A 13,006-nucleotide genomic window follows, 5' to 3' on the forward strand; every position below is an offset into this window, starting at 1 on the left:
ACTAGGCTTGTGGCTGTTCTTCGTCTGGAGTATTCGCGTCATCATTGGCAAGCTCAGTTGCAACGTCTGCTGCAACGTCTGTTGTAGCGCTCCCCGCCTCTGCTACTGTCCCTGCTGCAGGTGCACCCTCTTCTGCGCTGAAGTCTTCTGCAACTTCGGTACTTGTTTCATCGTCCAGTTCTTCTTCATCAAGTTCAGTGACCGTGGACAACAATTCCAGCAGGCGGGCTTCGACCTCAAGATCAACTTCATCCCAACGTAGAATATCCAGCCTGACCTGGGCACCGCGCGCAGTTTGTGGCATGCCCGGCAAACGGATGATGAGCGGAATATCGACCAGACGCAAGACTTCGTCTTTCAAAACAACAGCTTCGACCTGGCGTTGTTCTTGCTGCCCCATCCAGCGCAGGCACCAGTAGCGTTCCATATTGTTCTGGAAGTCAGCATAGGCGGCATAAGCGGCATCAAAGCCGGAAACGATGGCGAACAGGTCAGCATCCTTGGGTTTGAAGGTAGCTACCAGCGGTGCCGTGATGCCGTGTTGCACGCAAGCGATGATTTGCCATTGATTAACCAGGTCGGTATAGCGGCGCAGTGGCGATGTGCTCCAGGCATATTGATCCACGCCCAGGCCCTGATGCGGCGCTGCATGGGTCAGCATGCGAACCTGCATGCGCGCTGTCCAGCCACCTGGGCCACGACCACCCGCCACGCCCTGGGCGCGGTAGATGCCGGGAATGCCGTGATCTGCCATGAGTTTGCCCCAGGTACTGTTGGCAAAGATCATCAGCTCAGCTACGATCTTGTCCAGAGGTGCGCCACGCTTGCGGCGCACGATGGAAACGACATCATCTTCTACATAGAAATTGAAATCGACGCGGTTGTTTTGCTCGGGCTTCATGCCAAAACTTTCGCGCTTGACCATGCGGCCCTGCTCCAGCACTTGCGCCCATTTCCATAATTGGGCAATGTCTGCCTTGTGCGGATACTCACCAGCATCATTGGCCAGGTTGTCTTCCGTCACCAGCGCATCCAGGTCATTGTGACGCAGGTTGCTGGCCATGGGCACGGCTTCTACCTTCGTCTCGGTACTGACGACAGACCAGTCTTCAGTATTCAGGATTGCGTACAGCGACACAGCCGGGCGGGTCTGGCCTGCACCCAGGGTGTAGGTATTGACCAGTTCATCCGGCAGCATGGTGATTTTGTCGCCCGGCATATACACGGTGGACATGCGGCCACGGGCAATGTGGTCTATGGCATCACCACGCTGTATGCCCAGGGCTGGCGCGGCAATATGTATGCCTACGCGTAACTGACCATTGCCGAGATCGACGACTGAAAAGGCATCATCAATCTCGGTGGTAGTAACGTCATCGATAGAGAAAGCCTCAACATCAGCCACTGGCAAATCAGTAGGCAGGGCCGGTAAAGTAATCGCCGGAAAGCCCACACCTTTGGGGAAATGCTCGTAATGGAACCTGGCAAGGTGCAGATGCTTGGGGCTGGCGATGCCCCCCACTGCCAGCATCAGGCGTTGCGGTGACATTTGCATGGCATCGCAGGCTTCTGCCAGGGCTTTGTATTCTATGCTGTTCTTGTCGGGCTTGAACAAGAGTTGCAAGGCCAGCGATTTCATTGCATCTGGCAAGCGGTTCTGCTTGAGTTCTTCGACATAGCCAGCCTGTATCAGGGCTTGCTGTTTTTTCTTTTCTATACCGGCCAGTGCTGCTTTCAAGGATGCTTCAGGCGCAGCCTTGTAGCGGCCACGGCCTTTTTTGTAGAAATAAACGGGCGCGTTATGCAGGGCGTAGATCAAGCCTGCGGCTTCCACAGGTTGCGGTGCATGGCCAAAATATTCTGTACCCAGCTCAGCAAAGCCAAACTCTTCCTGCCCGGCGACTTCCCACAGAAATTCCAGGTCTATCTCAGCCGCAGCAGCCTTGGCCTGCTCAATCAGGCTGGCGGGATCGGGAGAGGCGAATTGCAGCAGCACATCCTTGGCCTTGACCTTGGTACGCTTGCCACTGGCCATCTCGACCTGATAAGCCTCACCAGCATGCGTCATGATGCTGCCTGCCTTGAAATCACCGGATTCTTCGAAAAATAAATTCATTCAATACTTCTTTATGTTTTAAGACCAAAAAGCTCAACACAGAGGCACGGAGACACAGAGGTGGCACTGAGAAAATCTTTGTCATTTACTCGTTCTGTTTTTTCTCTGCGTCTCTTGTTTGAGATGTCTGCTGTTCTATATTGACTTTGCTTTATCAGCAAAGCGGAAAATTATTCAAATACCTATTCTATTCCCTCCCCTTCAAGGGGAGGGTTAGGGTGGGGATGGGGTTCGGTTGATTAATCTGTAATCAAATTGCGTTAGAACCCCATCCCCCACCCAACCTCCCCCTTGAAGGGGGAGGAGTTTTAAACATTGCAGCTTGCATTTTGGCTACATCAGTTTGCTACGAACGCCGCTGGATTCCTGCCTCCGCAGGAATGACGACTTTACGATTGCAGCTTCATTAACAAAGTGACGCAATGCACTTCGAGTCCCTTTCTTGTCTTTCTCAGTGCCCCTCTGTGCCTCTGTGTCTCTGTGTTGAGAGGTCTAAGGTCTTAAGGTCTTAAGGTTTTAAGTCCTTAACGCTTTTCAACAATCCGCAAACCCTCGACCCCTGGCAAAAACACTTCCGTCACCTGCAAACACCCACCCTTGCGCCAGAACAGAGACCGGCGTGCCAGCATGCTGTGCACGCCTGCCAGCTCCGGCTGCCTCGCCACGATGCGGCGTATCAGCGGGTGGCTTTGGCGTAGCCTGGCGTAATGCAAATCACCACGGCGCACCAACGGGTCGTTGAACAAGGTGCTGCCCAAAGATTTTTCACCCAGGGCATGAAACAGCGGCCATTCATTCGCCGTGGCACTCAGCGGCACTATCGTATGGCCATACACCATGGCCTCGCCATCGCAACGCAAAAACACTTCGCGCTCATGGACTTTCATGGCGCGGGCCAAACCTATGGCCGCATATTCATCCTGCAGGCACACTGCCTTGTGCTGCGACAAACGCTGTACGCGAAACTGCTGACACCGAGCCACCAGCCTGGCCGTCAGTGAATCACGGTTACTGAGCCAGCCCTCCATCAGCGCGCTGGTATCAACGGCATTCACATGGGCATACCATTGCGCGGCCAGCGGGCGCTGCATTTGCTTTTTTGTCTGCAAACTCGTGTGCAAAATTGCTGCTTCCAAATCAGGCCCTGCCATCTGCAAAGGCCATCACCTGATCCAGGTAATCAGCAAATTCTGCAATGCCATGATCGCTGCCTTCAATCACCAACTGTTTTGCACTTGGGTAATGAGCGACCATCTCGCGCCAGTCCAATACTTCGTCACCGGTAGCGGCAATCAAAAAATAACGCTCAGGCTGTGTGATCTGTTCTACGGCCAGGGCACGCAGTTCAGCCATGTATTCAGCCTTGAATTCAAAGACGCGGTCGCTGTGATAATACGTCGTCACACCGACATAGCTTTCCAGGTCACGCGGTGGCTTGACAGCAGGGTTCAGCAAGATGGCTTTGCAGCCGTATTTTTCTGCCAGCCAGGTCGCATAATAGCCGCCCAGCGAAGAGCCTATGATGCAGATGTCTTCGGCCTTGTGCCCTGCCAGCACAGCTTCGGCCTGCTGTATCGCCAGCGCTGGCGAGGGTGACAGGTCGGGGCAGGCTATTTCATCGCTACGGCCCAGCTTCGCCATATGCGCAAGCATGACACGCGCCTTGTAAGAATCAGGCGATGAGCGAAAGCCATGCAGGTAGAGGATCATGCTGCAATCGCCCGATTACCAGCTTGATGACCGGCTTGACCACCAGCCTGCTGTGCGCGGTCTTGTAAAGCATCCAGCAATTTTTGGTGGATGCCACCAAAGCCGCCATTACTCATGATGAGTACATGGTCACCTGCTTTGGCCTTGCTGACGATGTCCTGCACCAGTTGATCTATCTTGTGATGGCAGGCTACCTTGTCGCCCAGCGGTGCCAATGCTTCTGCCAGATCCCAGCCCAAGGCTGATTTGCCGTCTGCCTCGCCAAAACCAAATACCAGGTCGGCCTGTGCCAGGCTACCAGGCAAGGCCTGTTTCATGGTGCCCAGCTTCATGGTGTTTGAGCGCGGTTCCAGCACTGCCAGGATACGGGCGTTGCCAACCTTGTGGCGCAAACCCTCAACGGTTGTTGCAACGGCTGTAGGGTGATGGGCGAAATCGTCGATGACGGTGACGCCATCCGCCACGCCGCGTACTTCCATACGGCGTTTGACGCTGACGAACTGGGCCAGCGCTTCTATCGAAATTTCTGGCGTAACACCGACATGGCGGGCAGCAGCAATCGCGGCCAGGGCATTCTGGCGGTTATGTTCGCCGTTCAAATTCCATTGCACCTTGCCTTGCAACTGGTCATTGAAATACACATCAAAGTCTTCACCGTCTTGCATGACCAGACGCCAGGCCTGCTCATTGCCAAAGAATTCTTTTTCGCTCCAGCAACCACGTTGCAGGACACGTTCCAGTGAGGCATTGTTGCCATTGACGATCAAACGACCTACACCGGGCACGGTACGCACCAGGTGGTGGAACTGGGTTTCTATGGCGGCTACATCCGGGAAGATGTCGGCATGGTCATATTCCAGATTGTTGAGTACGGCAGTTTTGGCATGGTAATGCACGAACTTGCTGCGCTTGTCGAAGAAGGCGGTATCGTATTCGTCAGCCTCGATGACAAAAAAGTCAGAGGCATGGTTGCCCCACAGGCGCGCAGAGATACCAAAGTTAAGCGGCACGCCGCCGATCAGGAAACCAGGGGAGTAACCAGCATATTCGAGTATCCAGGCCAGCATGGCCGATGTGGTGGTTTTACCATGGGTGCCGGCGACAGCCAGTACCCACTTGTCATGCAGGATATGCTCGCCCATCCATTGCGGGCCAGACACATAGGGCAAGCCACGGTTGAGGATTTCTTCCATCAGCGGGTTGCCGCGCGAGACTACATTGCCTATGACATACAAATCCGGTTCCAGCGCTATCTGTTCTGCCCCAAAACCCTGGGTCAGGCTGATACCCTGGGATTCGAGCTGGGTGCTCATGGGCGGATAGACATTGGCATCACAGCCAGTCACTGTATGACCTGCTTCTTTTGCCAATACGGCCAGGCCACCCATGAAAGTGCCGCAGATACCTAAAATATGAATATGCATAATTGAACCAAATTCCAGAATCCCGCAATTCTACCTGAGAGAAGGCATGTTCTTGTCACCACTCGTAACAGAAGCTGAAAACCTATGAGTACATAGGCAAAAAACCTGCATTTCCCTGCATTAAAAGGTCTTGTTTTTGGATTTACCCAAGGTTTCAGTTATGATTACCCCATGATGATCCATACACCTAATGAAGCAGAGAGCCTGCGGGCTGAGATTGCTGCGCTGGCGGCGCGTATGATAGCTGAGGATGGGGCCGACTATGGCTCGGCCAAGCGCAAGGCGGCCAAGCAATTGCTGGGCAACCATAAAGTCAAGGGTGATGTCATGCCTGACAATGCCCAGATCGAGCAGGAAGTCCGCGAATACAATGAATTATTCTTTGGCGACACCCAGCCACAACGCTTATTGCATTTACGACAACTCGCGTTGGAGCTCATGGATGAAATGGAGCGCTACAGCCCCTATATAGTTGGCGCAGTGCTGAATGGCACGGCAGGTAATCACTCTGATATCTATCTGCATTTGTTTGCCGACAATACCAAGGAGGTTGCCATTTACTTATTAAATAAGGATGTGCAGTTCGAAGTCTCAGAAAGTTTCAATAATCGCAATGAAAGCATAGAAACCCTGAGTTTCATGTACAAGAACGAGGGCGTACATCTGGTGTTAAGGGATCAGGATGCCATACGCAGTGGTCATGGCAAGAGTACTGAGCGCGCCAATGCCACTGCTTTGCGGGCGATCATGGCAGAGGCTGAGGCAACAGATTAAGCATCTCCACCAAAAAATCGCCTGAAGCAATCTTCCTGGCTTGCCCCTCTACTCTGATTACTGCACCATGGCCGCTGCCGCCTTCTTGAAACGGGCTATACGCTCATCCGTAGGCGGATGGCTGGCAGCGTAATTATTCATCGCACGCAACCATTTGGGCATTGCTTCAGCCCCAGACCGTTTGCGCTTCTGGCTCATTTCAGCTAATACATCAGCCAGGTGGCCAGGTGAAATCTGCCTTTGCACCAGTGCTGCAATGGCATAGGTATCGGCTTCCACTTCCATTTCACGGCTATACTCCTGGCCCAGCAAGGCCGCAGGTGCAAGGGCAGCAACCGAGCTAAAGTCACCAAACATGCTGCCCAGGGTGACCGTCAGCAAACCATTGCGCAACAAACGGCGCATGGCATGCCGATGTTCTATATGGCCGATTTCATGCGCCATCACGCCTGATAATTCATCCGCCAGAAAACCCGTCAACTCATTGCCTCCACTGCCAACGATGAGGGTAATCAACTGGTCAGTAACAACCACGGTACCACCCGGCAGGGCAAAGGCATTCGGGCCAATTTGCAGCGAGTCGCGCACTTCCAGGTGTATCGGCACCTGTGCATCCTTGTTGCGCAAGCGACGCAATAATTGCTCGGCCTGCGCTATTGTGCGGTCGTCAAGCTTGCTTGGTTTCAGCATGGATTGGTCCAGTACATTCATTATCTCGGCACCGAGGGCGCGTTCATAGCTGACAGGCACAAGAACTGCAAGCTTGTCGGCCAGCACAGGCACACCCCATTTGTAAGCCGAAAACAAAATGCCTGCCATGACGATGATGGCCAGCAAAGCTGCCTGCCATTTGTGTTGCCAGCGCTCTATGGCGGATGGGCTATAGCCCAGATATGCCAGCAGGCTTTGTTTGTCAGCCTGCGCATGGATTTCACAGTGGCTGCCATCGGCAAAATTGAGTATGCAGGGCGCATCCTGAAACGCTTCCTCCAGTTGCAACTGGCTCTTGTCTATCTGCCTGTCTATACCTTCGCCTGCCAGGCTGATGCCGACTGCTTGAAAATGCAGGATCACCTTGTGCAGCAAAGCCTGGCGGTGGTCAAAATAATGTGCTTGTATCATAAATACTTTCTACCAGGACAAATCAAAGCCAAACAAATCTGCGGTGCTGTCGCCGCTGGCCTGGCCAACCTGCCTTGATTTTCCTGTCTGTGCGACTGGTACTTGCTGGGTTGCCAGCAATTGTTCAAAGCTGACAGCTTTTACACTGACATGCTGCAAACGGAAGCGGTACACATTCACCACTGCAAATGGCCGGTATAAACCCAGCGTCAGCATGGTGAGAATGAGGTTCTTTACCTGCAAAAAATAAAAGGCTTTGTAAGGCAAATGCGAATCTACTTCTACACCGGGGAAATGGGTGGCATTCCAGGACTTGTTCCAGATTTTGACTTGCAACAATGTGCTACCGCTGAGGAAGATGATATAGGCCAGCAAGATCGCTAAAAACCCTAGCGGGAACAAGAGCCAGCCATACAGCTCCATAAAAATTTTATAGTTGTCAGGTGCATGATTTTTGAGCGTGGCAATGAAGATGGCGCTGCCCATGCCTATCATCACGACAAAGATCAACAGGACCAGGCCGACAGCAAAATAAGCCCATAAAAAAGAATTGCTGGTGAGGCTGCAACTACTTCTCAATTCTGAAAAAGCCAGTTCTTTATGCTGATACATGCGCATGCGTGCATGCAGCCAGGGCCAGCTCAAATAGGGGATGAATGCAAAAACCAGGATGCCGGGCTGATGTGGAATCAAAACACCTAACAAACCTGGCAACAACACCACAATGCCGACTGGAAAATACGTCCTGTAAGCGCCAGCTAGCGTGCCGTGAAATTGAAAACGCAAGCCCAGGTAACTACTATTGCGCAAGCGAAAGCGTAAGGCACTGCGCATCATCCACGGCACCCCCAGCAAGAAAATGGCAAACAGGACCAAGGCCAGCGTCTTAGAAAAAGTGAACAGGTAGTGATAGCAAAACAGCAGTATCACCGCGATGACCCGGCCACGGAATATGATCCTGGGATCCCCATGGAAATTGAAGACTGCCTCATTCAACTGGGTATTGCGGTCAAAATACTTGAGTCGCCTTACCTTAGCCCAGGCTGAATAAATACCCAGGGTCGCCAGACTCAGACAGAGATTGACGATCCAGATACGAAAATATTCTTTGCCTGTGCCAGTAAATGACAGATGGTATTCAGTCTGCTGCTCTGCCATCGGCACAATATTTGTGACTGCCGCTGCATCATGGTCTGGGATGGTCGTTGCTGGCTGAGTCTCTGCCGCAGGTGGCCACATGCCTGTAGCCCCGGTTTGTATTTGCATGCCTGAAATCTTTATGGTCTTGTGGTCTTGGTATCTTCTTCCCGCCTTTCGGGCAGGGCCGCTTTAGGCAGGGGCCCTTTGGGCAGGGAAAGAGGAAAATAACATAAGATCATCAGGTTTGTAAAATTTTGTTACAAGCTTTGGATATGGGCTGTTGCTTTAATAGAGCGCAAACTCATTTCATTAATAGAAATGAGAAGAAATGAGACGGCATCTAATTGCTACAGCACATTATTTCGCCGCCGCCCTGAACCTTGCCACCCTGTCTTCAGTTGCAGGATGGCTGGACATGTATTTGGTGATCCTTTTTGTGGATGAATCATGCTCAGCTTCGCGCTTGTGCAGTTTTTCCATCTGTTCCAGCGCATCAGCCAGACGGGCCGGCGACATGCCAGCTTGCTGCATGCGCTGGATGGCATAGTCGTCAGCTTCTGTTTCCATTTCGCGTGAGAATTCCATATTCACGACCCCGGCAGATGCCAGGCTGACGACAGAACTGAAGTCGGAAAACAGGCTGCCGGCAATCACCGCCACCATGGCGTCGCGCACCAGTCGGCGCATGCCGTGATTGCCTTCGACATGGCCAATCTCATGGGCCAGCACACCTGCCAGTTCTTCAGCGCCTTCTGCGCTCAGGCCCTTATCTTTGTTGGTGCTCAGCATTCGTATCATGGCGTCAGTGACAACAATGGTGCCGCCTGGCAGGGCAAAAGCATTGACGCCAATTTCTGGCGCATCCCTTACCTCAAGCCGTATTGGTATGCGGCCATGTTCAGGCATGACACGCTCAATCGCTGCCTTTGCCTGGGCGATACGCTGATCACTTAAACGACTGCGGTTGAGTACTGAATTGTCCAGTAATTTCATGACTTCTGCACCCAGGGCCTGCTCGTAGCGGCCAGGCAACCGGGCGGCGATATTGTCAGCCAGCCATGGCATTCCCCACTCACGCGCCGCCAGCAGCATGGCTGCCATGGCAATGATAGCGACCAGCGCCCATTTCCATTGTCTTTGCCAGCGCTGTACCCGGCTGGGCTGGTAGTCAAGATAATCGAGCAGGGTTTGCTGGTCCGCCTTGTCATGGATTTCGCAGTGGCTGCCATCAGCAAAATTGAGTATGCAGGGCGCATGCTCAAAAGGCTCTGCCACCTGCAGTTTATTTTTCTTGACGGGATAATGCTTGCCATCAAAAATGACATTCACGATGTCTTGCTGCAAGTCCAGGCAGATGGATTGCATCAGACTCTGACGATGGTCGAAATAATTGGCTTTAATCATAGCTGGGTTTCATAGCTCGGTTTCATAGCTCCGTTCACCAGGACAAATCAAAGCCAAACATATCGGCAGAACTATCACCAGTGGCCTGAGCCTGACCGGCTTTTTTGGTGGCTTGCACCTGATCCAGTTCTTCTGAACGCAGGCGCACATGCGCCAGCCGGAAACGATATAAGGCAACCACCGCAAATGGCCGGTAAAGCCCCAGGCTGAACATGGTAAAAAAGAAGTTTTTCACCTGCAAACGCCAGTAAGGCCAATACGGCAGTGAAGAGTCAATATCAACGCCCGGGAAGCTGGTATTGTCCCAGGACTTGTTCCAGGCCACGGCCTGTATATAACTCAGACACCCCAATGCCGCCAATACCGTCACCAGCAACATGACAAAACCGAGAACCAGGTAAAAAACGTCCTTGGTATTGCGCAGATACTGCAGCAAACTCCCTCCATGTTTTGCCAATACGACGGACACTATGCTGGCAAGAAAAATGCCTACAATCACCGAACAAAACAGCGCTAGCAGTACCCCGACATAACTCCAGCTGAAGGCCCCGCTTTTCATGTCACAACTGGCGCGCAAATTACCGTAACTGATATTGTCATGCTGGTAGATACGCATCCTGGCGTGCAGCCAGGGCCAGTAGAGATAGCCTATGAATGCGATACCCGCCATGTATTTTTCTTCAGGAAACAGGGCTCCAAACAAACCCGGCAAGAGAATGACGAAAGCAACCGGGGAATAAGCGGCATAGGCGTCCCGTATCGAACCATGAAACTGGAAGCGCAAACCACGGTAGCTGGTCTGGTGCAAGCGAAAACGCAATGCACTGCGCATCATGAAAGGTACACCCAGCAAAAACACGATGAAAAACGTCAGTGCCAGATTCCTGGAAAATGTAAACAGGTAGTGGTAACAGAACAGTAAAATCACAGCCACGATGCGGCCGCGCAAGATGGTTTTTGCTTCGCCATGAAAATTGAAGCTGGCCCCCGCCAGGCTGGTATTACGGTCAAAATACTCCAGTCGTCTGACCTTGGCCCAGGCTGAATAAATACCCAGGGTGGCCAGACTCAGGCAAAGATTGACTATCCAGATGCGAAAATACTCTTTGCCAGTACCGCTGAACTTGAGGTATTGCCAGTCGGGTATGATGACTTTATTGGCAATGCTGGCGACTGCAGCAACCTCTGCTACGGGCATGGGCTCACTTGTCTCGCCTGTCCAGTCCTGATAATCAGAGAGGGGAATCGTGGGCAGCCAGACTTCGGCGTCTTTGTGAATTTGCATTGCTGAGCGTGGATGGAATGACAGTCTGTGCGGGATGACAATAAAATAACACAGATCAGATGTTTACATGTTTTTTTGCAGTACTTTATATAGAGCCTCAGATGAAATTCATATGAGGCTCATCTGAATTTCATCTGAATTCAGGCGGTGCAGATCATGGATAAAACACACCCACATGAAAGCCAGCCGCTTTCAATGCTGGCAATTCAAAATAAAGTTTGATGCTTTGTTCACCGCCTGCGGCAAAACCTTTTTCGAGTTTGTCTTTTTCTGTCAGATAGTCAGCCGGCGTAAAGGCGCGTTGTAACAAGGGCTTGTCTTTGACGTCATTTAATACCAGCTCTATATTCGGCCATGTTTGCGCCACATCACTCTGGTTCTGGATTTGCATGACCAGCATGAAGACATTGCGTTCTGGTGCCAGGTTTTGCAATTCATTCGAATCAACAAAAATCTTTTCTATCTGCGCGGGCAAAGTCACCTGGCAACTCAGATATTTACAGGCTTGCTGCAACCATGGCTTGGTTTCCGGCACTCTGGCAGCGAGCTGGTTACGGAAGATGTAGGCAGACTGCCCCAGCAATAAAGGGATCAGTAAAACGATCATCAAACCCAACATGATGTTGGCAATGCGTTTGCGGGAACGCTGTTTTTCTGCCTGGATGACAAAGTTGGGTTTGACTGCCTCTTCTTCAGGATCACTGCTGGAATCTTCATTGGCAGCAGCCTGCTGGGCGAGCGCGGCTTCGGCCTCGCCTATGTAGGCTTCACCCTGTATGCCATCGGCACTACTGCCCGTGTTAGCCGTCGCGACCTCATCATTGATGGACACAGCATCATCTGGCGCAGCCACACCAGCATGGTCTTTATGGCGCCAGACTTTGCTGGCACTATGTGCATCGGCTATTTCAGTGGCAGTGAATTCTGGCAGTTTTTCTTTGCTGTCTGCCGCGTCTTCTGCACCTTCGCTGACTGACCAGTCGGCAGTTGGTGGGTCCATCAGGGCGGCGCGGGTTTCCAGCTCGATGCGGGTCAGATCGGCTTCCTGCACTTCTTCAGATGGCAACAGGAAGCCACCATCACCGAGGTCAAAATCAAGAGCAGATGAGCTACTGATGACAGGTTCTTTTTTTAAACCTGCCGGTTCAGGGTCAGCCTTGAGCTGGCCGAACGGGTCGAGCACAGGCTCAAGCTTCTGTGTCTCTGCGGTGGTGGGCGTCGCGCTGATTGGAGTAACAACGGCGGGCCTGGCCGCCGGAGGAATATCCCTGGGCATGTCAAAAGTTTCTGCCTCAAATTCCAGCTCGGCCTTGCTGATGGCGGCCAGCACTTTAGTTGCAGGCCTGGCCGTCACGCTGCTTGCTGGCTTGCCGACAACTGCGGGCCTTTCTGGCGGCACCAGACTGTCTGGCAAGAGTGTGTCTTCTTGCGGCAGCGCATCCGGCGGGAAGAAGCGGCCCACAGGAGTGACGGGAGACGGCGGAACTATACGCGTCTGTTCGAAATTGGGCTCAGGTTCGATCAGGGACGCCAGATGTTCTGCCGGCAGTGGCTTGGGTTCCGGCCTTGATTCTGGCTTGAGTTGCGGCCTGGATTCTGACTTGCTTTCTGCCACAACTTCGCTTGCGGTGGCAGACATGACTGGTTTTGCTGCTGGCGCTGGCACCGCTGCACTGACTTGCGGACTGGCGGGTGCAACAGGTTTGTCAGGTGTTACTGGTGTGACTGGTGTAGCACTGGCCGCCGCTGGAACGGTAACGACAGTTGCTTTTGCCACCGTTGCTACCGTCGCTGTCGCCTGAGTTGCAACACTCGCAACAGTTGCCGGTCTGGCAGGCGCTGGAGCAGGTGCCGGTGCCGGTGCAGGTGCAGGTGCAGGTTTTTGCCCATCGCCAGGTAACAGGTTTTCTACAGCATTAAAAGTTTGCTGGCATGAGCCGCAACGCACCAGGCCCGCATGCAACTTCAACTGATCGTTGGCTACCTTGAAGGCAGTCTGACAGTGGGGGCAGCGGGTCGCCAGTGCCATAG

At 52.8% G+C, this 13,006-nt stretch carries 10 protein-coding genes; 1 reads left to right on the top strand and 9 read right to left on the bottom strand.

Translation table 11 applies throughout. From position 1 onward, the window contains the following. Window position 1 precedes the first annotated feature (1 nt). The 4 genes from ACO0LD_RS29005 to mpl form a co-directional block, all read right to left on the bottom strand. Window positions 2-2,116, bottom strand: a complete 2,115-nt coding sequence (locus ACO0LD_RS29005; protein WP_423012548.1) for a ribonuclease catalytic domain-containing protein — start codon at window positions 2,114-2,116, stop codon at window positions 2-4. 524 nt (window positions 2,117-2,640) lie between these two features. Continuing rightward, complete coding sequence (locus ACO0LD_RS29010; RefSeq protein ID WP_423012550.1) at window positions 2,641-3,225, bottom strand: chorismate--pyruvate lyase family protein; 585 nt, start codon at window positions 3,223-3,225, stop codon at window positions 2,641-2,643. Window positions 3,226-3,253: 28 nt separating this feature from the next. Continuing rightward, window positions 3,254-3,826, bottom strand: coding sequence for a YqiA/YcfP family alpha/beta fold hydrolase (locus tag ACO0LD_RS29015; RefSeq protein ID WP_423012552.1), 573 nt, complete (start codon window positions 3,824-3,826; stop codon window positions 3,254-3,256). Further along, on the bottom strand, window positions 3,823-5,250 hold the full coding sequence (gene mpl, locus ACO0LD_RS29020; protein WP_423012554.1) for a UDP-N-acetylmuramate:L-alanyl-gamma-D-glutamyl-meso-diaminopimelate ligase: 1,428 nt from the start codon (window positions 5,248-5,250) through the stop codon (window positions 3,823-3,825). Before mpl ends, ACO0LD_RS29015 begins: the two co-directional genes overlap by 4 nt. A gap of 171 nt (window positions 5,251-5,421) precedes the next feature. Between mpl and ACO0LD_RS29025 the strand changes: the two genes are divergently transcribed. Next, window positions 5,422-6,024, top strand: coding sequence for a hypothetical protein (locus ACO0LD_RS29025; RefSeq protein WP_423012556.1), 603 nt, complete (start codon window positions 5,422-5,424; stop codon window positions 6,022-6,024). A gap of 57 nt (window positions 6,025-6,081) precedes the next feature. Here the strand turns inward: ACO0LD_RS29025 and ACO0LD_RS29030 are convergent, their stop codons facing one another. From ACO0LD_RS29030 to ACO0LD_RS29050, 5 genes are all read right to left on the bottom strand, one after another. Continuing rightward, the gene (locus ACO0LD_RS29030; RefSeq protein WP_423012558.1) at window positions 6,082-7,146 is read right to left on the bottom strand and encodes a M48 family metallopeptidase; all 1,065 of its coding nucleotides are present in this window, start codon (window positions 7,144-7,146) and stop codon (window positions 6,082-6,084) included. Window positions 7,147-7,155: 9 nt separating this feature from the next. Further along, window positions 7,156-8,412: a YjgN family protein gene (locus ACO0LD_RS29035; protein ID WP_423012560.1), complete on the bottom strand. Its 1,257-nt coding sequence runs from the start codon at window positions 8,410-8,412 to the stop codon at window positions 7,156-7,158. A gap of 231 nt (window positions 8,413-8,643) precedes the next feature. Further along, entirely contained in the window at window positions 8,644-9,690 is a 1,047-nt protein-coding gene (locus ACO0LD_RS29040) for a M48 family metallopeptidase (RefSeq protein WP_423012562.1), read from the bottom strand. Window positions 9,691-9,724: 34 nt separating this feature from the next. Next, the gene (locus ACO0LD_RS29045) at window positions 9,725-10,975 is read right to left on the bottom strand and encodes a YjgN family protein (protein WP_423012564.1); all 1,251 of its coding nucleotides are present in this window, start codon (window positions 10,973-10,975) and stop codon (window positions 9,725-9,727) included. A gap of 154 nt (window positions 10,976-11,129) precedes the next feature. Beyond that, window positions 11,130-13,004: a DUF3426 domain-containing protein gene (locus ACO0LD_RS29050; protein WP_423012566.1), complete on the bottom strand. Its 1,875-nt coding sequence runs from the start codon at window positions 13,002-13,004 to the stop codon at window positions 11,130-11,132. Between the last annotated feature and the right edge of the window lie 2 nt (window positions 13,005-13,006).

Origin of the sequence: Undibacterium sp. Ji83W, from assembly GCF_049340385.1 — a bacterium.
Lineage (GTDB): Bacteria > Pseudomonadota > Gammaproteobacteria > Burkholderiales > Burkholderiaceae_D > Undibacterium.